This is a genomic window from Luedemannella helvata, from assembly GCF_039528415.1.
Lineage (GTDB): Bacteria > Actinomycetota > Actinomycetes > Mycobacteriales > Micromonosporaceae > Luedemannella > Luedemannella helvata.
Genome location: NZ_BAAALS010000003.1, coordinates 94830 through 119586 on the forward strand (window position 1 = coordinate 94830; position 24757 = coordinate 119586).

Annotated in this window: 25 protein-coding genes; 19 read left to right on the plus strand and 6 right to left on the minus strand. The window is 73.0% G+C overall.

Going from position 1 to position 24757, the window contains the following annotated elements:
* From ABD191_RS04065 to ABD191_RS04080, 4 genes are read right to left on the minus strand one after another with little or no spacing between them, the layout of a single operon-like run.
* Complete coding sequence (locus ABD191_RS04065) at positions 1 to 1875, minus strand: M20/M25/M40 family metallo-hydrolase (protein WP_344076942.1); 1875 nt, start codon at positions 1873 to 1875, stop codon at positions 1 to 3.
* Between the two features lie 13 nt (positions 1876 to 1888).
* Positions 1889 to 2656 (minus strand): SDR family NAD(P)-dependent oxidoreductase, encoded by a 768-nt coding sequence (locus tag ABD191_RS04070; protein WP_344076945.1) that lies wholly within the window; start codon positions 2654 to 2656, stop codon positions 1889 to 1891.
* An 11-nt stretch (positions 2657 to 2667) separates the two neighbouring features.
* Entirely contained in the window at positions 2668 to 3591 is a 924-nt protein-coding gene (locus ABD191_RS04075) for a sulfotransferase (RefSeq protein WP_344076948.1), read from the minus strand.
* A complete protein-coding gene (locus tag ABD191_RS04080; RefSeq protein ID WP_344076950.1) occupies positions 3588 to 4457 on the minus strand; it encodes a family 3 encapsulin nanocompartment shell protein in 870 nt (289 codons plus the stop codon). Before ABD191_RS04080 ends, ABD191_RS04075 begins: the two co-directional genes overlap by 4 nt.
* Before the next feature lie 204 nt (positions 4458 to 4661).
* On the opposite strand from ABD191_RS04080, the gene lysW reads away from it, so the two are divergent.
* Genes lysW through ABD191_RS04120 form a run of 8 tightly spaced genes read left to right on the plus strand, consistent with a single transcriptional unit; the run spans position 4662 to position 11530 of the window.
* Positions 4662 to 4844 (plus strand): lysine biosynthesis protein LysW, encoded by a 183-nt coding sequence (gene lysW, locus ABD191_RS04085; RefSeq protein ID WP_344076952.1) that lies wholly within the window; start codon positions 4662 to 4664, stop codon positions 4842 to 4844.
* A gap of 16 nt (positions 4845 to 4860) precedes the next feature.
* Positions 4861 to 5721, plus strand: a complete 861-nt coding sequence (locus ABD191_RS04090) for a RimK family alpha-L-glutamate ligase (protein WP_344076954.1) — start codon at positions 4861 to 4863, stop codon at positions 5719 to 5721.
* Entirely contained in the window at positions 5718 to 6743 is a 1026-nt protein-coding gene (gene argC / locus ABD191_RS04095) for an N-acetyl-gamma-glutamyl-phosphate reductase (protein WP_344076956.1), read from the plus strand. Before ABD191_RS04090 ends, argC begins: the two co-directional genes overlap by 4 nt.
* Before the next feature lie 38 nt (positions 6744 to 6781).
* Complete coding sequence (locus tag ABD191_RS04100) at positions 6782 to 7618, plus strand: transketolase (protein ID WP_344076958.1); 837 nt, start codon at positions 6782 to 6784, stop codon at positions 7616 to 7618.
* Entirely contained in the window at positions 7615 to 8589 is a 975-nt protein-coding gene (locus ABD191_RS04105; RefSeq protein WP_344076960.1) for a transketolase family protein, read from the plus strand. Before ABD191_RS04100 ends, ABD191_RS04105 begins: the two co-directional genes overlap by 4 nt.
* Positions 8586 to 10151, plus strand: a complete 1566-nt coding sequence (locus ABD191_RS04110; protein ID WP_344076962.1) for an AMP-binding protein — start codon at positions 8586 to 8588, stop codon at positions 10149 to 10151. The genes ABD191_RS04105 and ABD191_RS04110 overlap by 4 nt, the downstream gene beginning before the upstream one ends.
* 5 nt (positions 10152 to 10156) lie before the next feature.
* Positions 10157 to 11302 carry an acyl-CoA dehydrogenase family protein gene (locus ABD191_RS04115; RefSeq protein ID WP_344076964.1) on the plus strand — a complete coding sequence of 382 codons (1146 nt, stop codon included), beginning with the start codon at positions 10157 to 10159 and terminating at the stop codon, positions 11300 to 11302.
* Between the two features lie 45 nt (positions 11303 to 11347).
* Positions 11348 to 11530: a hypothetical protein gene (locus tag ABD191_RS04120; protein ID WP_344076966.1), complete on the plus strand. Its 183-nt coding sequence runs from the start codon at positions 11348 to 11350 to the stop codon at positions 11528 to 11530.
* On the opposite strand, the gene ABD191_RS04125 is transcribed toward ABD191_RS04120, so the two are convergent.
* Positions 11485 to 12063 carry a CGNR zinc finger domain-containing protein gene (locus tag ABD191_RS04125; RefSeq protein WP_344076968.1) on the minus strand — a complete coding sequence of 193 codons (579 nt, stop codon included), beginning with the start codon at positions 12061 to 12063 and terminating at the stop codon, positions 11485 to 11487. The genes ABD191_RS04120 and ABD191_RS04125 overlap by 46 nt on opposite strands.
* A gap of 128 nt (positions 12064 to 12191) precedes the next feature.
* Between ABD191_RS04125 and ABD191_RS04130 the strand changes: the two genes are divergently transcribed.
* From ABD191_RS04130 to ABD191_RS04160, 7 genes are read left to right on the plus strand one after another with little or no spacing between them, the layout of a single operon-like run.
* Entirely contained in the window at positions 12192 to 13676 is a 1485-nt protein-coding gene (locus tag ABD191_RS04130; RefSeq protein WP_344076970.1) for an amidohydrolase family protein, read from the plus strand.
* Position 13677: 1 nt separating this feature from the next.
* Positions 13678 to 14436 (plus strand): 2,3-dihydro-2,3-dihydroxybenzoate dehydrogenase, encoded by a 759-nt coding sequence (locus ABD191_RS04135; RefSeq protein WP_344076972.1) that lies wholly within the window; start codon positions 13678 to 13680, stop codon positions 14434 to 14436.
* Between the two features lie 33 nt (positions 14437 to 14469).
* A complete protein-coding gene (locus tag ABD191_RS04140; protein ID WP_344076974.1) occupies positions 14470 to 15117 on the plus strand; it encodes an isochorismatase family protein in 648 nt (215 codons plus the stop codon).
* The gene (locus tag ABD191_RS04145; protein ID WP_344076976.1) at positions 15114 to 17072 is read left to right on the plus strand and encodes an anthranilate synthase family protein; all 1959 of its coding nucleotides are present in this window, start codon (positions 15114 to 15116) and stop codon (positions 17070 to 17072) included. Before ABD191_RS04140 ends, ABD191_RS04145 begins: the two co-directional genes overlap by 4 nt.
* 20 nt (positions 17073 to 17092) lie before the next feature.
* Positions 17093 to 18373: an AMP-binding protein gene (locus ABD191_RS04150; RefSeq protein ID WP_344076978.1), complete on the plus strand. Its 1281-nt coding sequence runs from the start codon at positions 17093 to 17095 to the stop codon at positions 18371 to 18373.
* Between the two features lie 20 nt (positions 18374 to 18393).
* A complete protein-coding gene (locus ABD191_RS04155; RefSeq protein WP_344076980.1) occupies positions 18394 to 19443 on the plus strand; it encodes a methyltransferase in 1050 nt (349 codons plus the stop codon).
* A gap of 17 nt (positions 19444 to 19460) precedes the next feature.
* Positions 19461 to 19994, plus strand: a complete 534-nt coding sequence (locus ABD191_RS04160) for a YdeI/OmpD-associated family protein (RefSeq protein WP_344076981.1) — start codon at positions 19461 to 19463, stop codon at positions 19992 to 19994.
* Here ABD191_RS04160 and ABD191_RS04165 read toward each other — a convergent pair.
* Positions 19969 to 20400 carry a VOC family protein gene (locus ABD191_RS04165; protein ID WP_344076983.1) on the minus strand — a complete coding sequence of 144 codons (432 nt, stop codon included), beginning with the start codon at positions 20398 to 20400 and terminating at the stop codon, positions 19969 to 19971. The two genes, ABD191_RS04160 and ABD191_RS04165, sit on opposite strands and share 26 nt — an antisense overlap.
* Before the next feature lie 169 nt (positions 20401 to 20569).
* On the opposite strand from ABD191_RS04165, the gene ABD191_RS04170 reads away from it, so the two are divergent.
* The 4 genes from ABD191_RS04170 to ABD191_RS04185 are packed head-to-tail and all read left to right on the plus strand — an operon-like array spanning position 20570 to position 24742.
* Positions 20570 to 22132 carry an aldehyde dehydrogenase family protein gene (locus ABD191_RS04170; RefSeq protein ID WP_344077303.1) on the plus strand — a complete coding sequence of 521 codons (1563 nt, stop codon included), beginning with the start codon at positions 20570 to 20572 and terminating at the stop codon, positions 22130 to 22132.
* A gap of 17 nt (positions 22133 to 22149) precedes the next feature.
* Entirely contained in the window at positions 22150 to 22623 is a 474-nt protein-coding gene (locus ABD191_RS04175) for a type II toxin-antitoxin system RatA family toxin (protein WP_344076985.1), read from the plus strand.
* Entirely contained in the window at positions 22610 to 23635 is a 1026-nt protein-coding gene (locus ABD191_RS04180; RefSeq protein WP_344076987.1) for a ketoacyl-ACP synthase III family protein, read from the plus strand. The genes ABD191_RS04175 and ABD191_RS04180 overlap by 14 nt, the downstream gene beginning before the upstream one ends.
* An 18-nt stretch (positions 23636 to 23653) precedes the next feature.
* Complete coding sequence (locus ABD191_RS04185; RefSeq protein ID WP_344076989.1) at positions 23654 to 24742, plus strand: 3-deoxy-7-phosphoheptulonate synthase; 1089 nt, start codon at positions 23654 to 23656, stop codon at positions 24740 to 24742.
* Positions 24743 to 24757: the final 15 nt, after the last annotated feature.

Here is a 24757-nt window from a genome sequence, read left to right on the forward strand (position 1 = left end):
TCATCGGACCAGCTCCGGCGTCCGGGCGGTCAGCCAGTTGCGGACCGCGATGTCCAGGACCTGCCGGGCGGTGCGGAACTCCGCGGCGGGCAGGTGCTCGTACGGGGTGTGGTCGAGCGCGGCGTCGCCGGGACCGTAGGCGACCATCGGCACGCCGTGCCAGGTGGTGGCGAGGGTGTTCATGTCGCTGCTGCCCTTCTTGGCCAGGAAACGGGGGGTGAGGTCCCGCTCGCGGAAGGCCCGGGAGAACGCCTTCACCAGCGGGGTGCTGCGCGCCGTCGACACGCCGGGCGTGGCCCGCAGGATCGTCGGGTCGGCGTCCGGGGCGGTGGTGCGGACGAGCGCGGCCAGGTCGTCCACCGCGACCGTGGGGGGCACGCGCACGTCGAGGACGGCCTCGCCGTGCTGGCGGTCCCCGGCGTTCATGGCCCGCACGCCGAGCACGGCGAGCATGGCGTCCGGCGCGAGCGCGGCGATGCGCTCGCGGATCAGCGCGAGGTGTTCGTGGAGGCGGTCGGCCGCCGTGCTGACGCCCTGCCCGGCGGTGTGGCCGACCGGGTGGCTGACCGTGAGCCGGGCCTTGAGCAGCCCGAAATAGCCGACCGTCAGCGCCCCGGCGCCGCTGGGCTCGCCGATGACGACCGCGTCGGCCGGGTAGTGGTCGCGCACGTGGAAGGCGCCCCGCGCGGTGATCTCCTCCTCGACCGCGCCGACCACCCGCACCTCGCAGCCGTCCGGCACGCTCAGCCCGGCGAGCGTCTCCAGGTAGGCGACCAGGCAGCCCTTGGCGTCGACACTGCCGCGGGCGTGCAGGGTGTCGCCCTCCCACCGGGCCGGCCACCGGTACGGGACGGTGTCGAGGTGGCCGAGCATCAGCAGCCGGTGCCGGCCGCCCTCGCCCCGGGTGGCGACGAGGTTGCCGGCCTCGTCGACGCGGGCGTGCACGCCACGGCCGGTGCACCAGTCGACCAGGTACTCGGCCAGTTCCCGCTCGTCGCCGGAGACCGAGGAGATCTCCGCCGCGCGGGCGAGCAGCTCCAGATCGGGCGCCGGGGCGGGGGCGCGCCAGAACCGGGTGCCGGTGACCGGGCTGACCACGTGCGGGCCGCAGATGGCCACGTCGGCCGGACCCGTCAGCGCGATCTCGGCGGCCCGGACCTTCTGCCGCATCCGGCCCCGCGCGTACCGGCCGGCCGCACCGGGCACCGCGTCGGTGATCCGGTCCGCCGGGTCGGCCGGATCCCGCAGCAGGCCGGGGGTCCCGGTGACCAGGCGCAGGTGGTCGGCGTCGAGGGCGTTGGCCAGTTCGGCGGCGAGAACGTCGGCGTCCACATTGAGCGGCGCGCCGTCCGGGTCGGCGACCGGCGGCGACACGCAGACCACGTCGAACGCGTCCAGCAGGGCCCGCAGCCGGTCGGCGGCCACCCCGGCGACCCGCCCGGCCCGGTGGTCCCGGACCACCCGGGTGCGCCCGTCCGTGCTGACCTTGAGCGGGGGGTTCGGCCGCCCGGTCACCAGGGCGCCGTCCGCGGCCACGGCCGTGAAGGCCGTCAGGCCGCGGCCCGCGACGGCCTCCGCGACCCGGCGCAGGGTGATCGTGCGGTACGCGTCGAGGATGTACGGCATCTCCTCCGGCGGGCAGTACCGCACCTCGTCGCCGTTGACGAGGGTCAGGACCCGCACCGACCGGCCGATGTCGGCGTAGTGGCGGCGGATGCCCGCCGCCCCGCCGGCGACCACGAGCAGCCGCGCGCCGCGCGCCCGCAGGCGGGCCAGTTCGTCGAAGACGGTCTCGTGGGCGAGGCTGGCGCTGCCGAGTTTGACGACGTAGAGCGCCGACTGCCGCGTGTTGGCGGCGAATCCGAGTGCTGACATGGGCGGTCCTCCTTCAGATTCCGCGGGTGTTGCCGCCGTCGACCACCACGACCGATCCGGTGACGTAGGCGGCCTGCTCGCTGGCCAGGAAGGTGACCAGCGCGCCGAAGTCCGCCACGTCACCGACCCGGCCGAGCGGGATCCGCCGGGCCACCTTGAGCAGCTCGGCATCGACGTCGGCGCCGAACTGCTCGTCGAGGATCGGGGTGCGATGGAAACCGGGCGCGATCACGTTGACGGTCACCCCGGCCGAGCCGAGCGCGTCGACCAGGCCCTTCATGTAGCCGAGCAGGCCCAGCCGGGCGACTGAGGACAGGCCGCTCTCCGGATGCGGCTGACGCACCGACTCGGAGGTGATCATCAGCAGCCGTCCCCAGCCGTTGCGGCGCAGGTGGGGCAGCGCGGCCAGGGTGACGCTGATGTGCGGGAGCAGGTTGCCCTCCACGGCCTCCCGGTAGTCGGGCACCTTGAAGCTGTCCACCGGCCCGAAGGGCACGCCGCCGCTGTTGGTCACCACGATGTCCAGCCGGCCGAACGCCTCGGCGGTGTGTTCCACCCAGGCCGTCGCGGCCGCCTCGTCGGTGAGGTCCACCGGCGTGCTCAGCACGTCCCCCGGTCCCATGGCGCTGACCTCGGCGTGCGCCCGGGCCAGCCGGCCCGGCGCCCGCCCGCAGATGGACACGTGTGCTCCCTCCGCGGCCAGGGCCTTGGCCACGGCCAGCCCGAGCCCGCTGCTGGAGGCGGCCACCATCGCGACCCGTCCAGTGAGTCCCAGATCCATGAACGTCGTCCTCAGCTCGATGGCACCAGCGGATAGCCGTAGCGGGTGAGCAGCGGCAGCGCGGGTGCGGTTGCGGCCGCGACCTGCGCCCGGGTCAGCCCGGTGCGCCAGCGCTCGTCGGCCCGGATCACGGCGGCCCCGTTGACCAGGCGGTCGGGGTTGCCGGTGACGGTGTGGTTGGCGGTGAGCAGCACGCGGCCGGCCCCGTCGACCGGCGGCGGGCCGTCCAGCCCGGCGAAGCGCATCACCTCGGCGACCGTCTCCCGCGGCCGCGCGCACAGGTCCTCGTGGCGCACCCGCAGGTACCGGTCGCCGGCCTGCCGCCCGACCGCCTCGGAGGCGAGGTTGAACGCCGTCCAGTACCCGCTGCTGCGCGCCGGGCTCATCGGGTCGATGTACTCCTTGGCCCGCTGGTAGGAGTACGCGGTGGGGCGCGGGTCGCGCACGATGTGCAGCACCCGCACGTCCAGGTCGGACCGGCCGAGCAGGGTGGCCGCCTCGGCCGGGTACTTGGACCCGTCGATGATCAGGCGCTCGCCGCCCCGACCGGCCAGCAGCCGGTAGATCCCGGCGGTCTGGCCGACCACCTCGTCGAGCCCGGGCGCCCTGGCCGCCCCGCGCACCTCGGCCAGGCGGGCCCTGGTGTGCCTGGTCCGCAGCAGGGACTGCTGCAGCGCGACCGTGCGGCGGGCGGTCTCCACCCGCACGGCGACGTCGTGACCGCCGCCCAGCGCCGTCGACCACAGGTCGCAGTCGGTCAGGTCCCGGCCGCAGCCGCAGCTGGAGTTGGTGCCGTCGGACAGCACCCCGTTGCGCCAGAGGTAGTGCAGCTCCCCGACATGCAGGACGCCGGGCAGCTCGCCCAGCACGTTGCCGAGCATCGTGCTGCCGCTGCGCAGCCAGCCGGTCAGGTAGAGAACGCGCGGCGCGGTCATCGGCTCAGCTCCATCGTCATCAGGTGCTGCGGCAGGCGGACGGCGAGGCCGACCCGGGTGCTCGCCTCGATCAGGTCGCCGCCGTCCGGGCCGGCGCCACGGCGGACCGCGATCGAGCCGACGCCGGGCAGCAGCAGGGTGGTCGCCGCGCTGAAGTCACCCAGCAGCAGCAGGTGCGGCGGGATCATCCGGGTGCGGGACACCGTGATCCCGGCCGCGTTGAGCCGGTCCAGGGCGCCGTGCCGGACGAGCTGCCAGTAGATGTCCGGGTGCGCGACGATGCCGTCGCACGAGCCGCCGGTGTTCTCCACGTCGGCGGCGGCCGCGGTCACCGCGGTCACCAGGTCGGGCTCGGCGGCGCGGCTGCGCGTGCCGGGCAGCCGGAGCAGCCCCGTGATCACGCCGTCCGCGGTGCCGTTGAGCAGCACGTCGTTCTCCCGCGCGGACAGCCGGACGAGCACCCGCAGGTCCACAAAGGTCGCCAGCAGCTCCGGCTCGTCGAGCAGGCCCGCCGGCAGGGGCACCGCGACGCTGATGTCGGTCAGCCCGGCGTGGGCCAGCCGCGACGCGAAGGCGGCCTCCGGGGTGGTCGCGTACGTCGACCCGGACCGCAGGCGCCCGGCGGGCGGCTCGTACACGTACGGGACCGGGGCGTCGGCCACGGCGGCGGTCTTCATCAGGTGCCGCACCGTGTACCGGGGCCGCGAGGCGAACAGGGGGAACGCTGCCGGCAGGTGGATGCCGTACGCCACCTCGATGTCGTGGCCCGGGGGAGTCTCACGGACCGCGTCCGCGAACACCTCACCGGGACTCCGGTCGGCCTGGACACGGCCGTCCAGGACTGGGCTCAACGCGATTCCGCGCATTTTCCCTCCTTGAATACAGGCGTTCCGGCGAGCGTAATTCCGAATCGAAGTCCGTCAGGCCGGCGAATGAGAAGCGTTGCTTATTGCCGGCCCGCGATAAGCGCTTCTGTCTCCGGCGAACAGGGGCGTTTATTGGACGCCTTCAATAAGCCGCACCTACATTTGCCGATAGAAAGGGTTCGCAGCGATTAAGGGGAAAGCGAGATGCAGAACGTCATCAGCGGAGCTGAATGTCCCGAGTGCGCGGCGGAGATCTATGTGGACGCCGACGCGAGGGCCAGCGAAATCATCGAATGTACGGACTGTCGCTCCGAACTGGAGATCACGTCCGTGCGGCCCCCGGTTCTGAGCCTCGCGCCGGAGGTCGAAGAGGACTGGGGCGAGTAGGACGGAGACGCCGGTCATGAACTCATCGGCACGCGACCTCGTGGTGCTCGCCTCGCGGGTGCGGTACGAGGAGAAGCGGATCATGGCCGCGCTCGAGAGGCGCGGCTGCCGGTACGAATACCTGGATCCCCGCACGTTGTTCGTGACCGGCGGGACCGTCCGGCACGCCGGCCGGGTGGTGCTCAACCGCGAGGTCGGGCACTACCGGGCCTGGTACGCGGCCGAGGCACTGGAGCAGGCCGGGGCGACCGTGGTGAACACGGCGACGGCCACGCACCACTGCGGGGACAAGTGGCTGACGTCGGCGGCCCTGCTGCGGCACGGGCTGCCGACGCCCCGCACGGCGCTCGCGTTGACGCCCGAGGCGGGCCTGGAAGCGCTCGCCGAGATCGGCTATCCCGCGGTGATCAAACCGCTCGTGGGCTCGTGGGGCCGCCTGGTCACCCGGGTCCCCGACGAGGCCACCGCGGTCGCGGTGCTGGAGCACGTCGCGGCGCTGCCGGCGCCGCAGTCCCACGTGATCTACGCACAGGAGCTCGTGCCCAAGGCGGACCGGGACATCCGGGTCGCCGTGGTCGGCGGGCAGGTCCTGGGCGCCACCTACCGCCGTGGCGGGGACTGGCGCACCAACGTGGCCCGGGGCGCGGTCAGCGAGCCGTGCCCGGTCGGCGACGGCCTGGCGAAACTCGCCCTCGCCGCGGCCGAAGCGGTGGGCGCCGACATCGCCGGCGTGGACGTCATCGAGGACAGCGAGGGCCGGCTCACGGTCCTTGAGGTCAACGACCGGGTGGAGTTTCGCGGGTTCGAGTCCGCGCACGGCGGCACCGGCGTCGCCGAGGCGATCGCGGACCTCCTCATCACGAAGGCGGAGACATGAAACGGGTAGCGGTGATCGGTGGGTCGGGGTACATCGGCGGCGAGCTGTTGCGCCTGCTCACCGCCCACCCCGGCGTCGAGCTCGCGGCGGCCACCTCGCGGCGGCTCGGCGGCCGGCTGATCGACGGCGTGCATCCCAACCTGCGCGGGCGCACCAGCCTGGCGTTCGTCGACGAGGACAAGCTCGAACACTACGACGCGCTGTTCCTGGCCACCCCGCACCGGGAGACCATGCTGCGGATGCCGGAGTTCCTGGCCCGGGCCGAGGTCGTCATCGACCTGTCCGCCGACTTCCGGCTCGGCTGCGCGGACACGTACGCCGACTACTACGGGGTGCCGCACGCGGCGCCCGAGCTGGTCGAGACGTTCGTGCCCGGCATCCCGGAGTTCCACCGGACCCGGCTGCGCACGGCCGACCGGATCAGCGTGCCCGGCTGCATGGCCAACGCGGGGATCCTGGCGCTGACGCCGCTGGCCCAGGCGGGGCTGATCGAGGGCGAGGTGGCGGTCGACGCCCGTACCGGGTCCAGCGGCGCCGGCAACACCGCCGGACCCGCCAACCTGCACGCGGAGCGCAGCGGCGCCCTGCGGGTGTTCGCGCCGACGCGGCACCGTCACGAGGCGGAGATCGCGCAGGCCACCGGCCTGCCGGTCCGGATGACCGCCACGGGCGTGGAGGCCGTGCGCGGCGTGCAACTGCTCGCCCGGGCCAACGTCACCGGGGAGGCGACCGAGCGGCGCATCCGGGCGGCGTACCGGGCGGTCTACCGCGACGAGCCGTTCGTGCGGATCGTCGCGCACCGCAAGGGCCTGCACCGGTTCCCGGACGCCAAGATCCTGTCCGGCTCGAACTTCTGCGACGTCGGGTTCGCGATCGACCCCGGCTCGCCGCAGGTGACCGTCATCAGTGCCCTGGACAACCTGGTCAAGGGCGGCGCGGGCAACGCCGTGCAGTGCATGAACATCCGCCTCGGCCTGCCCGAGCGGGAGGGCCTGGAGTTCACCGGCCTGCACCCGAACTGAGCGGGCCGCAAACGTACGTCCGGACGGAAGGACTTGGCATGAGCACCGCTGTCGCACTGCCCCTCGGCACCGACCTGGCGGACATCACCAGCAGGATCCGCGAACACATCGTCACCATGTGCGCCGGCCCCGACGGCGGGCACCTGGGCGGTTCGATGTCCCTGGTCGAGATCCTGGCCGCCCTCTACTTCCGGGTCATGCGCGTGGACCCGGCCGACCCCGACGCCCCGGACCGCGACATCCTGCTGCTCAGCAAGGGCCACGGTGGCATCGGGCTGTACGCGACTCTGGCCGAGGCCGGCTACTTCCCGCGCGAGCGGTTGGCCGAGTACTCGATGCCCGGCGGGCAGTTCATGGCCCATCCGCACCCGGAGATCCCCGGGGTGGAGGCGCCCTCCGGCTCGCTGGGTCACGGCCTGGCCATGGGCATCGGGTACGCCGTGGCCGCCCAGCTCGACGGCAGCGACCGCCGCTGCTTCGTCGTGCTCGGCGACGGCGAGACCCAGGAGGGCTCGGTCTGGGAGGCCGCCGCGGTGGCGTCCCACCACGGCCTGAGCAACCTCACCGCGGTCATCGACCGCAACCGGCTGCAGATCACGGGCGGCACCGAGCAGGTCAGCGGGCTGGAGCCGATGGCGCAGCGCTGGCGGGCCTTCGGCTGGACCGTACGCGAGGTCGACGGCCATGACGTGGACGCCCTGACCGGGGCGCTGGACGCGCCGAGCGAGCGCGGCCGCCCCACCCTGGTCCTCGCGAACACGGTCAAGGGCAAGGGCCTGCCGTTCATCGAGGGCGATGTGCGCAGCCACTACGCCAAGCTCAAGGAGCGGCAGTACCACAAAGCGATGGCGGTCCTGCGCCGGAGCCGGTCGTGACCGCGCCTGCCGCCGCGCCGCCGTCCTCGCGGGAGGCCTACCGCGACACGCTCACCGAGCTGATGCCCGGCGACGAGCGGTTGGTCTGCCTGGACAGCGACACCGGGCTGTTCAGCAATGTGGACTTCGGCAGCGCCGCCGGCCGCTACCTGAACGTCGGCATCGCCGAGCACACCCTGATGGGCGCGGCGGCCGGGCTGGCCCGGTCGGGACGGATGCCGTTCGTGAACACCATGGCGGCGTTCGCCTCGGCCCGCGCCCTCGACGCGGTCAAGGTGGACATCGCGTTGACCAACGCGCCGGTGCGCATCGCCGCCACCCACTCCGGGGTCTCGGCCGGTCACCTCGGGCCGACCCATCACGCCCTTGAGGACCTGGCCGTGATGCGGACCCTGCCGAACATGACCGTCGTGGTGCCGGCGGACGCGGCGCAGACCCGGGAGCTGGTCCGGCAGTCGCTAGGCGTGCCCGGGCCGGTCTACCTGCGGCTCGGCCGCAACGCGACCCCGGACCTGCCGGCCGGGCCGCCGCCGTGCCTCGGCACGGTCCAGCAGGTGCGGGCCGGCACGGACGTGGCGATCGTGGCCTGCGGGCCGTACCCGGTGCTCGCCGCGATCGAGGCGGCGGACCTGTTGCACCGGGACGGCATCAGCGCCGCCGTGCTCAACGCGCACACCGTCAAGCCACTGGACACCGCGACGATCCTGGCCGCGGCGAGCGTCACCGGCCTGGTGGTGACGGTCGAGGAGCACTGGGCCGCCGGCGGCCTGGGTTCGGCGGTCGCCGAGGCCCTGTCGGGGACCCTGCCGGTGCCCGTACACCGGGTCGCGATGCCGGACTCCTTCGTGGGCGTGGCGGGCGGCCAGCGGTTCCTGCTCGACAAGGCCGGGATCACGTCCACCGCGATCTCGGTCAAGGTGCGCTCGGCCCTGGGCCGGACCACCACCAGCATCGGAGGTGAGCGGCGATGACGGCACACGGCCAGACCGTGGTGCACTACCTGCGCTGGTGGGCGGAGCGGCGGCCGGACCGGCCGGCCGTGATCTGCTACCGGGGCGACACGGCGGACACGGTGACGTACGCGGACCTCGCGGAGCGCGTCGACCGTCTGGCCGCGAACCTGGTACGCCTCGGCGTGCGCCGGGGCGAGGTCGTCACCCTCCAGTTGCCGAACTCCTGGCAGCTGGTGGCGATGATCCTGGCCTGCGCGCGGATCGGGGCGGTGGCCGGCCCGGTCGTGCCGATCATGCGCAAGCGCGAGGTCGAGTTCATGACCCGGCTCACGCGGAGCCCGGTGTACGTGGCCGAGGCGCAGTTTCGTGGGTTCTCGTTCGCGGACATGAGCGCGGCCGTCGCCCGCGCCGTGCCCACCCTCAGGCACCGGGTACTGCTGGGCGGCGGCGACGGCGCGCTGGACTTCGACCGCGACCTGCTCGGCGCCGCGCCGGCGGTGGATCTCGACGCCCGCACGCCCGACCCGGACGACCCGGCCCAGGTGGTCTTCACCTCCGGGACGACGGGCGAACCGAAGGGCGTGCTGCACAGCCACCGGACCATGGACGCGATGAACCGGGCGCAGGCGGAGGTCCTGCACCTGACCGGCGACGAGGTGACCGCCATGGGGTCACCCACGACGCACCAGGCCGGGTACACCTGGAATTTCGTCATGCCGTTGCTGCTGGGCGCGACGGCCGTCCATGTCGACGCCTGGGACCCGGCCGCGATGTTGCGGATCATGCGGGAGCACCGGGTCACGTTCTTCATGGGCGCGCCGACCTTCCTGTCCGACCTGATCGACGAGCAGCGGGCCCGGCCCCGCGACATCCCGGCGCTGCACACCTTCGCCACCGGCAGCGCCCCGATCGCCCCGGTGCTGGTCGAGGGCGCCCGCGAGGTGCTCGGTTGTCGGCTCTACGCCCTGTGGGGCATGTCGGAGAACGGCTGCGTGACGATCACCCGCCCGGAGGACCCGCCGCTGCGGGCGGCGGAGAGCGACGGCACCCCGGTGCCCGGCATGCGGGTCCGCATCGTCGACCGGGTGAGCGGGGGACCGGTGGCGCCCGGCCGGTCGGGGCTGCTGCAGGTCCGTGGGGCCAGCCAGTGCCTGGGCTACCTGAACCGGCCGGAGGCCTACGCCGCGTGCGTGACCGCGGACGGCTGGTTCGACACCGGTGACCTGGCCCGCGACGACGGCTACGGCGGGATCCGGATCACCGGCCGGGTCAAGGACATCATCATGCGCGGCGCGGAGAACATCCCGGTGGTCGAGGTGGAGGCGGCCCTGCTGCGGCACGCCGCGATCCGCGACGTCGCCGTCGTCGGTTATCCGGACGAGCGGCTCGGGGAGCGGGCCTGCGCGGTCCTGGTCACCTCGGGCGCTCAGGTGAGCCTGGAGGAGATCCGCGCCCACCTGACCGAGCTGGGCATGGCGAAGCAGTTCTGGCCCGAGCGGGTGGAGGTCGTCGCGGACCTGCCCCGTACCCCCTCCGGCAAGATCCAGAAGTTCGCGCTGCGCGAGCGCATGAGGGTGTGACGACAATGGACTTTGGTTTCTCCCCCGACCAGCAGGCCCTCGCCAAGGAGGTCCGCACGCTCGCCGCCGACCGGGTGGCGCCCTACCGGGCGGCCAACGACAGGGCGGGCAGGTACCGCTCCGGCCAGCTCGCCGAGCTGGCCGCCGCCGGCCTGTTCGGGCTGCGGATCCCGCGGGAGTACGGCGGTGGCGGGCTGGACGCCGTGCACGTCGGCATCGCCCTGGAGGAGTTGGCCGCCGCCGACCTGTCGGTGTGCTTCCCGATCCTCAACGCCGCGCTCGTCGGCGCGGTGCTGGCCGACAGCGCCGCCCCGGAGCAGCTGGCGCGCTGGCTGCCGCCGATCGCGCGCGGCGAGTCCGTGGTGGCGCTCGCGCTGACGGAGCCGGGGCACGGCACGGACGCCGCCAGCATCGGGATGCGGGCCGTGCCGGACGGCGACGGCTGGGTGGTGACCGGCGAGAAGGCGTCGATCATGGTGGCCGCGTACGCGACACACGCGCTGCTGTTCGTGCGTACGGGCGGCGACGGGCCGCGCGGGGTCAGCGCGTTCTACGTGTCGCTCGACGACCCCCGGGTGCGGGTGACGGCCCTGTCCGACCTGGGCTGCCGCTCGGGCGGCCGCGGGAACATCGTCCTGAGTGGACTGCGCCTGTCGCCCGCCGACCTGGTCGGCGAACCGGGGATGGGGTTCGTCCAGGTGATGCGCGGCTTCGGGGTGTCGCGGGCGTACATCGCGCTGATGGCCATCGCGGTCGGTCGGGCCGCCCTGGACGCCGCGTTCGCGCACGCCGGCGTACGGGAGGCGTTCGGCCAGCCGCTGAGCCGCTTCCAGGCGGTGACCTTCCCGCTGGTGGAGCACCTCACGATGATGCATGCCGCGCGCCTGGTCGCCTTCCAGGCGCTGACCGCCGCGGATGCCGGGGACGATCCGCGGTTGCCGGCCAACATGGCGAAGTGGTGGGCGCCGAAGGCCGCGATGGAGGCCGTCCACCAGTCCCTGCTGACGTTGGGGCACCTCGGCTGGTCGGAGGACGGGCCCGTGGCCCAGCGCCTGCGCGACGTCGTCGGGCTCCAACTGGCCGACGGCACCGCGGCCGCGACGAAGCTCGTGGTGGCCCGGCACCTTCTCGGCCGCGAACACGCACCGTAGGCGGGAGAGGAATCGACGGGGCCACGGAAGGGTACGGCGAGGACTATGACGACGGAGGAAGCCATCATCGAGGAACGGCGTCGGTACCTGCGGGCGATCCGGGAGCTGCGCCTGGACGCGGCCCGGCGTCACCTGCGGACGCTGCGCCGGCTACGGGGCAACGGGTACTGCGTCTGGGAGCGTCACGCGGACCCGATCCTGGTGTCCGCCTTCCGCCCCTCGCGGTAGACGCGCATCTTGGCCCGCACGCCGCAGACGTCCATGGAGCACCACCGGCTGCTCCGGTTGCGGGACCGGTCGTAGTAGACCCATTCGCACCGGTGCTCGTGGCAGGCCTTGAGCCGCGGCCAGCTGCCGTCGATCACGGACCGCGTCACGGCGGCCAGCACGGTCGCCAGCACGCCCCGCACGCCATCCTGGGCGGCCCGCAGTGACGGGTCGCCCTCGCCGGCGTCGAAGCCGACGACGAGCGGGCAGCCCGCCGAGATGTGCTCCACCGTGCGCCGGGCCGCCGGATCCGGCGGCCCGCCGTTGTGCTCGCGGGCGAGGGCCCGCAGGGCCTCGCGCAGCGCGATCGCGTCGCGCCGGCCGGGCTCGTCGGGCCGCAGCCCGGGCCAGTCGTTGCGCTCGAGCCAGCGAGCGAACCCGTCGAGGTCGGCGAACTCGTCCGGTCCGAACTCGACATTGACGCTGTTGAGGAATGCCTGCACCAGCGCCAGCCGGTCCGGCGCGGCGGTCCTGCCTCCGGGTTGCCCTCTCATTCCGGGCATCTTACCGGCTATCTCCATTCACTGGTAGTCGACGCATCGAAAACCAGCGCTAATCAGCGGGACCTTGTTGGCGGTCCGTTACCTACATAGTTTGATAGCAGGTAACGAGAGGACGCATCGTGACGACATTGCTGATCCGAGGCGGAAGCCTCTACCCGGCCGATCCGGCGCACCGGGTCATCCCCGGCGGCGCGGTCCTGGTCGACGGCGACCGGATCGCCGCCGTCGGGACGACCGCCGAGGTCGAGGCCGCGATCCGGCCCGAGCAGCGCGCGGAACTGGCCGTACTCGACGCCCGCGGCGCCATGATCCTGCCCGGCTTCGTGAACCCGCACTGGCACGAGATGTTCGCGATGCGCTTCCCGTTCAAGGGCGCGCTCCGGACCCCCGGCGACCGCGACGACCGGCCGGCCTTCATGGCCGCCGGCGGCGACATCCCGGCCATCTCCTCGGCGTTCGACGACTTCGCCGGCATGATCGCCGACCTCACCCCGGACGAGGCGCGGGCGATCGCCCGGTACTCGATGTGGACGCAGTTGCGCAGCGGGGTGACCACGCTGGGCGATGTCGGCTCCTTCAACCACCCGGCCGCGCTGGCCGACGCCGCCCGGTTCCTCGGGCTGCGGTGTTCGCTGAGCACCTGGGCCAGCGACGCCCGGTGCGCGCCCGGGGAGTCGCGGTTCCGCCGCACCCGCGACGCCGACACCGTGCTCGCCGGCGTCGAGGAGGTCATCCGGGACGTCGCCGGGGACACCACCGGCCTGCTCCGGGCCCGCCCGACCGCGGTCTACAGCGTGAACATGACCGACGAGCTGGGCACCGGCTTCGCCGACCTGATCCGGCGGTACGACCTGCCGTTCGCCACCCACGTCGGCGCCCTGCGCAACGAGGTCGAGGTGTCCCGCACCTACTTCGGGGCCACCCCGGTGCGCCGGTTCGCCGACCTCGGCCTGCTCTCGCCCCGGTTCATGGCGGTGCACTGCGCGTTCGCCGACGACGACGAGCGCAAGCTGCTGGTCGACGCGAACGCGCACGTCAGCTACTCGCCGGCCAAGTACGGCCCGGCCGGCGAGGCCACCGTCACCGAGACGCGGGCGATGCCCTACTTCCGGCGGGCCGGGCTCGACGTCTCGCTCTCCACCGACGGCGCGCCGCTGCCGGTCGGCGGCATGGCGGAGAACATGCGGGCGGTCTGGCAGCAGCTCAACGAGATGTCCGCCGACCCCACCGAGGTCCGGCCCACGGACGCGCTCGCGATGGCGACCCGGCTGCCCGCCCGCGGGCTGGACTGGGCCGGCATCGGCAGCCTGGAACCCGGCCACCAGGCCGACATCGTCCTGATCCGTACGGACGACTGGCGCTACCTGCTCAACCCGCGTCCCCTGGAGAGCTTCCTGGCCCTGGGCGGCTCCCGCGACGTCGACACGGTGCTGGTCGCCGGGCGGGTCCGGGTGCGCGGCGGGCGCCCGGTCGGTTTCGACGACGACGAACTGCGGGCGCGGTACCTCGACGCGCTCGCCTCCTTCTCGGTACGCCGCCTCGGAGTCGATCCCGAGGTGGTGGCCGGGCACATCCACACAGCCACGAGCCCGGGAGGCGACTGACATGACGAGCGCAACAGCGGTGGTCACCGGAGCGGCGGGCGGCATCGGCGCCGCCGTCGTCCGGGCGCTGGCCGCCGGCGGGACCCCCGTCGCGGCCCTGGACCTGAATCCGGCGGCCCTCAAGGAGCTGACGGAGGAGGTCGAGGGGGTGCGCGCGTACCCGGTCGACGTGTCCGTCAGTGCCGAGGTGGACCAGGTGATCGAGCAGGTGGAGCGGGAACTCGGCGCGGTCGCTTACCTGGTCAACGCGGCTGGCATCCTCCGCACTGCCGCGAGCACGGACCTGACCGACGAGGACTGGAGCAGCACGTTCGCCGTGAACGCGACAGGGGTCTTCAACGTCAGCCGGGCGGTCGCCCGGGCGATGCTCCCGCGCCGATCGGGGGTGATCGTGACAGTGGCCTCCAACGCCGCCTCGGTGCCCCGCTGGCACATGGCCGCCTACTCGGCCTCGAAGGCGGCGGCGACCAGCTTCACCAAGGTGCTCGGGCTGGAACTGGCCCGGCACGGCATCCGCTGCAACGTGGTCGCGCCCGGCTCGACGGACACCCCGATGCTGACCGCCCTGTGGTCCGGCGGTGACGCCCTGCGCGCCTCCATCGAGGGCACCGCGGACACCTTCCGGGTCGGCATCCCGTTGGGCCGGCTCGCCCGTCCCGAGGACGTGGCCGACGCGGTGCTCTTCCTGCTCTCCGACCGCGCGTCACACATCACCCTGCAGGACCTGATCGTCGACGGCGGCGCGTCGCTCGGCACCTGACCCCAGCAACGACATCCAGCGAACGGAGGCGTCATGTCGATCCCCGCGATCGCGCCCTACCCGATGCCGACCGAGCATGACCTGCCGGTCAACACCGCACAGTGGACCATCGACCCCGAACGCGCGGTGCTGCTGATCCACGACATGCAGAACTACTTCCTGCGGCCCTTCCCGGCGACCGGGTCGCCGACCAGCGAACTGATCGCGAACGTCGCCGCGCTGCGGGCCGCGTTCGCCGCGGTCGGGGCGCCGGTCACGTACACCGCCCAGCCCGGCGGGATGGACGACGAGCAGCGCGGACTCCTCAAGGACTTCTGGGGCAGCGGGATGAGCGCCGACCCGGAGCACCGGGCGATCATCGACCAGGTCGCGCCGACCGCCGCGGACGTCGTGCACACCAAGTGGCGGCCGAGTGCCTTCTGCCGCACGGGCCTGCTCGACCAGCTGCGCGCGCTGGGCCGCGACCAACTGGTGATCTGCGGCGTCTACGCGCACGTCGGCATCCTCATGACCGCCCACGAGGGCTTCTCCAACGATCTGCAGACCTTCGTGGTGGCCGACGCGATCGCCGACTTCGCCCCCGGCTTCCACCGCCTGGCCCTGGAGTACGCCGCCTCCCGCTGCGCGGTGACGGTCTGCACCCGGGCCGCTTTGGCCATGCTGGAAGGAGCGCCCAGGTGACCTGGTTCGAGCGCATCACCGGGCCGCAGTGCCCGCCGTTCGCCCTGCTGCACCGGCCCGGCGCCGGCGCCGGCACGATCGACCTGATCATCGGCGAGGCCGGCACGGCGGCGCGGATCGCCGACATCCCGCTGCCCGCCGAGGGCGGCTCGCAGGCCCGGCACGACGTGCTGGCGATCCTGCCCTACCGCCAGATCCGGGAGCGCGGCTTCGACGCCCCGGACGACGGGACCCCGCTGGTCACCATCGCCGTGACCGAGCAGCGGGTGCTACCGGTGGCCGAGGTGCTCGCCACCCTGCCGCAGGAACCGATCGAGTACCGCGAGGGCCGCTTCGACCTGACCGACGACGAGTACGCGACGCTCGTCCAGCGGGTGATCGACGAGGAGATCGGCACGGGCGCCGGCGCCAACTTCGTGGTCAGGCGGTCGTTCTGCGCGGAGATCTCCGACTGGTCCCCGCGCACCGCGCTGACGTTCTTCCGGCGGCTGCTGGGCCGCGATCCCGGCGCGCACTGGACCTTCGTCGTGCACACCGGCGAGCGCACGCTGATCGGCTCGTCCCCGGAACGGCACGTCACGCTGGACGCCGGCACGGTGACCATGAACCCGATCAGCGGCACCTACCGGTACCCGCCGGGCGGGCCGCGGCTGGCCGGCCTGCTCGACTTCCTGGGCGACGCCAAGGAGGCCAACGAGCTCTACATGGTGCTCGACGAGGAGCTCAAGATGATGGGCCGCATCTGCGACCGGGGCGCCCGGGCGATCGGCCCGGACCTCAAACAGATGGCCCGGGTCGCGCACACCGAGTACCTGATCGAGGGCCGCAGCACCCGCGACGCCCGCGACATCCTGCGCGAGACCCTGTTCGCGCCGACCGTCGTGGGCGGGCCCCTGGAGAGCGCCTGCCGGGTGGTCGGCAGGTACGAGCCGCAGGGCCGCGGCTACTACGCCGGGCTGGTGGCGCTGATCGGCCGCGACGGGCGCGGCGCCCGGCAGCTGGACTCGGCCATCCTGATCCGGACCGCGGACATCGACGCCGCCGGCCGGATGCGCATCGGCGTCGGCGCCACCCTGGTGCGCGACTCCGACCCGGCCTCCGAGGCGGCCGAGACCCGGGCGAAGGCGGCCGGGCTGCTGGAGGCGCTGGGGGACGAGCCCCGCACGGTCGCGACCCCGCCGGACCCGTCGGCGGGCGCGCACGTCTCGGTGCTGCGCGCGCTCGCCGAGCGCAACCGGCCGCTGGCCGACTTCTGGTTCGACGACCCGGACAGCCGCGACCGGATCCAGCCGGGCCTGGCCGGCCGGCGGGTGCTGGTGATCGACGCCGAGGACACCTTCACGGAGATGCTGCGCCACGCCCTGGTCGCCCTGGGCTTCGAGGTGGACGTGCGACGCTTCGACGAGCCGTACCGCCTGGACGGACACGACCTGGTCGTCGTCGGCCCGGGCCCGGGTGATCCCCGCGAGTACACCGACCGCAAGATCGCGAGGCTGCGCGAGGTGACCGGGCAGCTGCTCGACCTCGGGGTACCCTTCCTGGCCATCTGCCTGGGCCACCAGGTGCTCAGCACCGTGCTGGGCCTGGACGTGCGGCGGATCCCGTTCCCCAACCAGGGCACCCAGCGGCGCATCCGCTTCCGCCGCCGCACGGAGCTGGTCGGCTTCTACAACACGTTCGCCGCCTACAGCCCGCGGCCGTGGATCGCCTGCCCCGGCCGTACGGGCGTCGTGGAGGTGCTGCGGGAGCCGGACACCGGCGAGGTGCACGGGCTGAGCGGGCCGGGCTTCGCCTCCGTGCAGTTCCACCCGGAGTCCGTGCTCACCCCGGGCGGCATCCGGATCATCGGTGAGCTGCTGGGAGAAGTGTTGCCGCAGGTCGTGAGTAGCAGGACTGATCGGCGCTCCGTTGTGGACGCCCGAGCCGTTTCCCTAGCGTCGGAGACAACGGCGTAAGCGAAGGCGAGGAGATGAGCATGCAACCACTGCCCCGCATCGGTGACTGGTCCGACCTGGACGAGCTGCGTGATCTCCAGGCCAAGCAGATCCCGCAGGTGCTCGAGTGGGCGTCGCGCGCGCCGTTCTACGCGGGGCGCGACCTCACCGAGCTCACCGACCAGCCCCTGACCACCAAGCAGGACCTGCGCGACCAGTACCCGTTCGGGATGCTGGCGGTGCCGCGCCGCGAGCTGGACACCTACCACGAGTCCAGCGGCACGGCCGGGCAGTCCACCCCGTCGTACTACACCGCGAAGGACTGGATCGACCTGGCCGAGCGGTACGCGCGCAAGTGGGTCGGCATCACCCCGGACGACACCTTCTTCGTCCGTACCCCGTACGCCCTGATGATCACCGGTCACCTGGCCCAGGCCGGCGCCCGCCTGCACGGCGCGACCGTCGTGCCGGGCGACTACCGGTCCCTGGCCATGCCGTACTCGCGGGTGGTGCAGGCCCTGCACGACCTGGAGGTGTCGCTCACCTGGTCGATCCCGACCGAGCCGCTGGTCTGGGCGGCCACCGCCCGGGCGGCCGGCCTGGACCCGGCGAAGGACTTTCCCGCGCTGCGCGCCCTGTTCGTCGGCGGGGAGCCCCTCACGGGCGCCCGCCGCCGGCGGATCAGCGAGATCTGGGGCGTGCCGATCGTCGAGGAGTACGGCTCGACCGAGACCGGCAGCATGGCCGGCGAGTGCGAGCACGGCCGGATGCACCTGTGGGCCGACCGGATGGTCTTCGAGGTGTACGACCCGCGGACCGGCCGGATCGGCGTCGAGGGGCGCGGCCAGCTCGTGGTGACCCCGCTGTTCCGGGAGGCCATGCCGCTGCTGCGGTACAACCTGGAGGACGACGTCGAGGTGTCCTACGTGGACTGCCCGTGCGGCTGGCAGCTGCCCTCGATCCGGGTCATGGGCCGCGCCGCGTACGGGCACCCGGTCGCCGGTGGCACGGTCACCCAGCAGCAGCTCGAGGAGATCGTGTTCAGCCTGCCGATCGAGTACGAGGTGCTGTTCTGGCGGGCCCGGGCCGAACGGGAGGTGCTGCGGATGGAGTTCGAGGTGCCGGCCGGGCACCGCGAGGCCGCGGTCGCGGCCGCCACGGCGGCGATCGCCCGCGAGGTGGGGGTGCCCGCCGTGGTCACCGGCATCGAGCCCGGCACGCTGCTGCCGGTCGACGTGCTGACCCGCACGAAGGACGTGGTGAAGCCGCGCAGCCTGCTGGCCGCGGACGAGGACTGGAGCAAGGCCCTGCCGTTCAACTGAGGCACCCGGAAGGATTTGTCATGACGACCTCTCAGGCCCCGGCCGTACCCGTGACGGCGGGCGACCGGGAACGCATCGCCCAGTTGGTGTGCGGGCATATGGCGACCCGCGTGATCTCCGCCGCCGCGGCCCTCGGCGTGGCGGACCTCATCGACCCGGCCGGGTCCACGGCGGCCGAGGTGGCCGCCTCGGCCGGCACCGATCCGGGCGCCACGCTGCGACTGCTGCGGGCGCTCGCCGCCCTGGGCGTGCTGCGCGAGACGCAGCCCGGCCGGTTCACCCGCACGGGCGTCGGTGAGCTGCTGCGCACGGACCGGCCGGACTCGATGGCCGAGTTCGTGGCGATGACCACGGACCCGGCGATGCTGGGCGGCTGGGCCCACCTCGGCGAGGCGGTGCGCACCGGGCGGGAGGTCTTCCCTGCCACCTTCGGTACCTCCTTCTTCGGGCACCTGGCCGAGCACCCGGAGCTGTCCGCGCGGTTCAACGCGGCTATGCGGCAGGGCACCCGGCTGGCCGCCCACGTGCTGCCGCAGGCGTACGACTTCGGCCGCTTCGACACGGTCGCCGACGTGGGCGGGGGAGACGGGACCCTGATCGCGGCCGTGCTGACCGCCCACCCGGGCGTGCGGGGCCTGCTCTACGACACGGCCGAGGGACTGTCCCAGGCGGAGGCTACCCTGGCGGCGGCTGGCGTGGCCGACCGCTGCGCCCGGGTGGCCGGCGACTTCTTCGCGTCGGTGCCCGCCGGGGCGGAGGCGTACCTGTTGAAGAGCATCCTGCACGACTGGGACGACGAGCGGTCCGAGGTGATCCTGCGGCACATCCGCGCGGTCATCCCGCCGCACGGCCGGCTCCTGATCGTCGACGCGGTGCTGCCCGACGTGGTGGACCCGCGGCTGTCCGCCCTCGGGCACCTGGGCGACCTCAACATGCTCGTGCAGCTCGGCGGCAAGGAGCGCACCCGGGGCGACTTCGCCGCCCTGCTGCGGGCGGCCGGGTTCGAGCTGGCCGACGTGACGAGCCTGGCCCCGGCCCGATTCTCGCTCGTGGAGGCGGTACCGGTCTGATGTTGAGGTTTCCCGACGTGGCGAGCTTCGAGGCCTGGATGTCGGAGTGGCACGAGACCGCCGACGAGGTGTGGGTGCTGTTCCCGAAGAAGGGCGTCGACGAGCCGTCGATCACCCGCTCGGACACCCTGGACGTGGCGCTGTGCTACGGCTGGATCGACGGGAAGGCCATGTCCGGCGCGGCGCCGGAGGGCTGGTGGTGCCAGCGGTTCACGCCGCGTCGCAAGCGCAGCACCTGGTCCAAGGTGAACCGGGTGCGGGTGGCCAAGCTGATCGAGGCCGGCCGGATGCGTCCGGCCGGCCTGCGTCAGGTCGAGCTGGCCAAGGCGGACGGGCGCTGGGACGCGGCGTACGACTCGCCGAGCCGGGCCGAGCCGTCGCCGGAGTTCGCCGCCGCGCTGAACGCCTCGCCGGCCGCGAAGGCGGCGTGGGACGCGCTGGGTTCCAGCGCCCGGTACGTCATGATCGTGACCCTGCAGAAGCTGAAGCGCCCGCAGACCCGCGAGCGGCGCATCCGCGAGTTCATCACGAAGCTGGCGGCGGGTTCCTGAGGGCTTCGAGCTGGTCGAGGTAGTGCGGGCTGTACATGATGCCCAGGACGTTGCCGAAGGGGTCGGTCACGGCGGCGGTCACGAAGCCGGCCTCGCGCTTGGTGATCGGCTGGTACTCGGTGGCGCCCATGGCCAGCAGGCGGTCGTACACGGCCTCGATGTCGTCGACATGCCAGTACGCGACGGCGCCGCCCGGGCCGGCCGCCGCGCCGGGCGGGGCCCAGCTCCGGTCGATGATGCCCAGCTCGTGCTCGTGGTCGCCGATCCGCCATTCCATGTACGCGCCGCCGCGCTCGAAGTACGGCTCGGCGCCCAGCAACTCCGTGTACCAGGCCCGGGCCGCCGGCACGTCGTCCGTCCAGAAGCTGATGGTGCTGAGCCCTCGAAGGGTCTGAATCTTCTGCACGATATGCCGCCTTCCGTCCGATAGAGCCGCAAATCATACATTCCGGCGTCGGTACGGTCGGCGGCCGGTCCCGAGAAGAAGCCCTTATCGCGGGTCCGTTGTTCCGATCTTGTTACCAGCATACCGTTTTGATCGGTAACTACATCGGAGCGTGGAAGGGAACGACGTGATGAAGACCTATGCCGCCTACATAGGCGGCCGGGACGTCGTCGGTGACAACCCCCGGTACGTCCACACCGTCTCCGCCCGGGCGCTGCTCGACGACACCTTCGCCGCGCTGCGGCTCAAGCGCGACCTGGACGAGGGCCGTCCCGGAGTGTCCATCCCCGACGGTGACGTGGTGGCCGGGGCCTGCCTCGTGGCCGGGGAGGACCTGGCGCGGCAGGCGCTGGAGGCGGCCGCCGCGGCGGCGCCGCACTGGCGCCGCGTCCCGCTGGAGCGGCGGATGGCCATCGGTCGCCGGATCGTCGAACGCCTGGCGGAGCGCGGTGGCCCGCTGGTCGAGCTGCTCGTCGCCGAGGGGCAGCCCCGGGACATGTCCGAGGGCATCGTCTACGGCGTCCCGCACACCACGTGGAGCGAGCAGACCCTCGGCTGGTGCGCCGAGCAGATGGCGGTCACGCGCCGCGACGAGCAGCGCGAGATGCTGCTGCGCCGGGTCCCGGACGGGGTCGTCTGCCTCAACCCGCCGCAGAACGCGGCCACCGTCAACACCCTCAACGGGCTCGCCGCCATGCTGGCCGGCAACACCCTGGTCGTGCGGGCACCCCGCGGGGTCGGGCTCAGCTGCATGTACCTGCTGCGTGAGATCGTGGCGCCCGTGCTGGAGGAGGCCGGCGCCCCGCCCGGCACCCTCAACGCCCTGTGCGCGCCGCCGCTGCTGGACAGCTGGGTCGCCAGCCCGCTGGTCAACGACATCATCTACTTCGGCGGAAGCGCCAAGGGCATGCAGTTCGAGCGCGACTGCGTCGCCGCCGGCAAGAAGCCGATCCTGGAGCTGGCCGGCAACGACTGCTGCGTGGTCTGGCACGACGCCGACCTGGTCGCCGCCGTCGAGTCGCTGGCCCAGTTCTTCATGAACTCCGGCCAGATCTGCAACGTGCCGAACCAGGTCGTGCTGCACCCGGCGATCGCCGACGAGGTGATCGAGATGCTGGTCGCGGCGATCGGGAAGATCCGGCCGGGCTACCCGCACGAGCGCGGCGTGGTGCTCACCCCGGTGCTCGGGGCCGACTGGTTCTTCGGCTGCCTCGGCGAGGCCCTGGCGAAGGGCGCCAAGCTGGTGCACGGCGCGCGGCGGCTGGAGGTCGACGGCACCCCCTCGGACACCGGCTTCTTCATCGAGCCGACCGTGGTGCGCGTCGACGGCCTGGCCGGTGCGCGTGACCTGTCGGTGGTGCGCGACGAGACCTTCTTCCCCCTGCTGCCGATCATCGTGCCGGACACCGGGTCCGCGGACGACGAGCTGTTCGACGAGGTGCTCGCTTTCGTCAACAGCAACGCGTACGGGCTGCGCAACTCGCTCTGGTCGCGCGGCGAGGCGAACGTCACCCGGTTCCTGGACACGGTCACCAACGGCGGGAACCTCAAGATCAACGACTCGCACGGCAACTTCCTGCCGTTCCTGCCCAACCAGGGTGGCACCGGCCTCACCGGTGGCGCCTTCGGCGAGGCCAGCCACCCGATGCTGCGCACGACCCACCTGCAGGCCGTCAGCATCGGCCGTCCCTGACCATCCGGAGGAGACACATGGCAAAGCGCGCCCTGACAGCGATCGTCGACGGGACCGCCGACGACATCATCCGCCGGCTCGCCCACGACGAGACCTTCCCGGCGTACGCCCCCGAACTGCTCTCCGTCGACCGCGACGGCGATCGCAGCGACTGGGTCCTCGCCTTCCGTGGCGGCGTGGCCCGCTGGACCCAGCGGCGCCGGGTCCTGCCCGGCCGGATCGAGTTCACCCAGACCGACGGCGACTTCCAGGACTACGCCGGGCACTGGGCCGCCACGGACGGACCGGACGGCTGCGCGGTGGAGTTCGCGGTCCAGTTCCGCACGAGCGTCCCGCACCTCGCCGGCGCCGTGGAGTCGGCGGCCGGCCGGGTGCTCACCCGCACCGCCCTGGCCGTCCTCGAAGGCGTCGCCGGCCCGGCCCGGGTCACCAAGGGGCGCCACTTCCTGCAGGACCTTCCGGACGGGAGCCCCAGCCATGCGCTTCGATGACATCTGGATCGCCGGGACCGGCGCCACCCTCGGCGACGCGGTGCCCATCTCCGGCGCGGTCGCGGCCGGGTCGTACTCGGCGGAGGCCGCGGAGAGCACCGGCATGATCAGCTACTCCCAGACGGCCGAGGCCCCGCCCGAGATGGCCGTCACCAGCGGTCGTCAGGCGATCAAGGCCGCCGCGGAGCGCGGGGTCGAGGTCGGCCCGGCCAGCCTGCACCTGCACAGCCACGCCGGCTTCCAGGGCATCGACCAGTGGTCTGCCGCCTGCTGGATCGCCGGCGAGCTGATCGGCACCCGGCTCGACACCATGCCGATCACCGTGGCGGCCTGGTCGAACGGGTCCGTGGCCAGCCTCGACGTGGCGGCGGGCATGCTCAGCGCCAACCCGGCGCTGCCGTCCGCGTTGATCACCCTCGCGGACCGCTTCGGCCCGCCGGGGAACCGCTTCTACACCTCGCCGGGCATGGTCTTCGGCGACGGGGCGGCGGCTGCGGTGCTCACCCGCGGCGGCGGCCGCCTCCGCCTGGTCTCCTGCGTCGCGGAGGCCGACACCGTCCTGGGTGGACTCTCGCGCGGCGACGAGCCCTTCCGCCTGTCGCCCAGCCCGGAGCCGGCGGACTCCCGCCGGCGGACCCGGGAGTTCCTGGCCCGCGGCGAGGTGTCCCTGCGCGACGTGCGTGACCGGACCGCGGAGCGCATCCGCAGCGTCGTCACCCGCGCGTTGGCCGAGGCGGAGGTCGGTACGGCGGAGGTGGACTGGCTCGTCGGCCCGTTCATCGGCCGCGCCCTCTACCACGACAGCTTCGTGCGCCCCCTGGACATCCGGCCCAGGAACACCCTGCTGGAGCTCGGGCTGACGATCGGGCACCTGGGCGCCGCCGACCAGATCTACGGACTGCACCACCTCGTGGAATCCGACCGGCTCGATCCGGGATCCCGGATCCTCCTGATCGGCACCGGTATGGGTTTCACCTTCTCCGCCGCGGTGCTGACCGCGGAGGACGTCTGAGACGGAAGGATCATCGCGATGCACATCGCCCGGACCATCGCCTCACGGATCACCGCGACCCAGCCGCTGATGTCACCCGCGGACCTGCGCGCCGAGATCCCGTTGCCGGCAAGCGTTGCCGATCGGGTCGAGCACGCCCGGCACACCATCGCCCGCGTCCTGCGTGGCGAGGAGGACCGCCTCGTCGTGGTCGCCGGACCCTGTTCCGTCCACGATCCCGTCGCGGCGCTGGCGTACGCGGAGAAGCTCGCCGCCGTGGCCGCCCGGTTCGCCGGCTCCCTGCAGATCGTCATGCGGGTGTACGTGGAGAAGCCGCGTACCCGCCTCGGCTGGAAGGGACTCGTCAGCGACCCGCTGCTCGACGGCTCGGAGGACCTCCCGGCCGGGCTGCGCGCGGCCCGCCGCACGATGATCGACGTGCTGGGCACGGGCCTGCCGGTGGGCTGCGAGTTCCTCGACCCGGCGGTCGCCCGGTACCTCTCCGATGTCGTGTCGTGGGGCTCGGTCGGGGCCCGTACGGTCCAGAGCCAGCCGCACCGCCAGCTCACCAGCGGCCTGCCGATGCCGGTCGGGTTCAAGAACTCCACCGGCGGCAACGTCGCCGACTCGATCGACGCGATCGTCGCGGCCGGCCGGGGGCACGCGTTCCCCGGGCTCAGCGACGACGGCCGCGGCGCCGTGCTGCGTACCGCCGGCAATCCCGACTGCCACGTGGTGCTGCGCGGCGGCAGCGACGGCCCCAACTACGACCCGGTGCACGTCGCCCGGGCCGTCCACCAGCTGCGCGCCGCGGACCTGCCGCCGGCCCTGTTCGTGGACGCCAGCCACGGCAACTGCGGCAAGGACCACGAGAGGCAGTCGAAGGTCGTCGAGGACCTGGCGCTGCGCATCGCCGACGGGGAGAACGGCATCGCCGGCGTGATGATCGAGAGCTTCCTGGCCGAGGGCCGGCAGGACCTTTCGCCGGGCCAGAACCACCGGCTGACCTTCGGGCAGAGCGTCACCGACGCCTGCGTCGGCTGGGAGCGCACCGAGCACCTGATCGAGCTGCTCGCCGACGCGGTGAGCACCCGCCGTTCCGCCTACGACCTCGCGATGGCCGGCTGATCCGCCGCCGGAGAA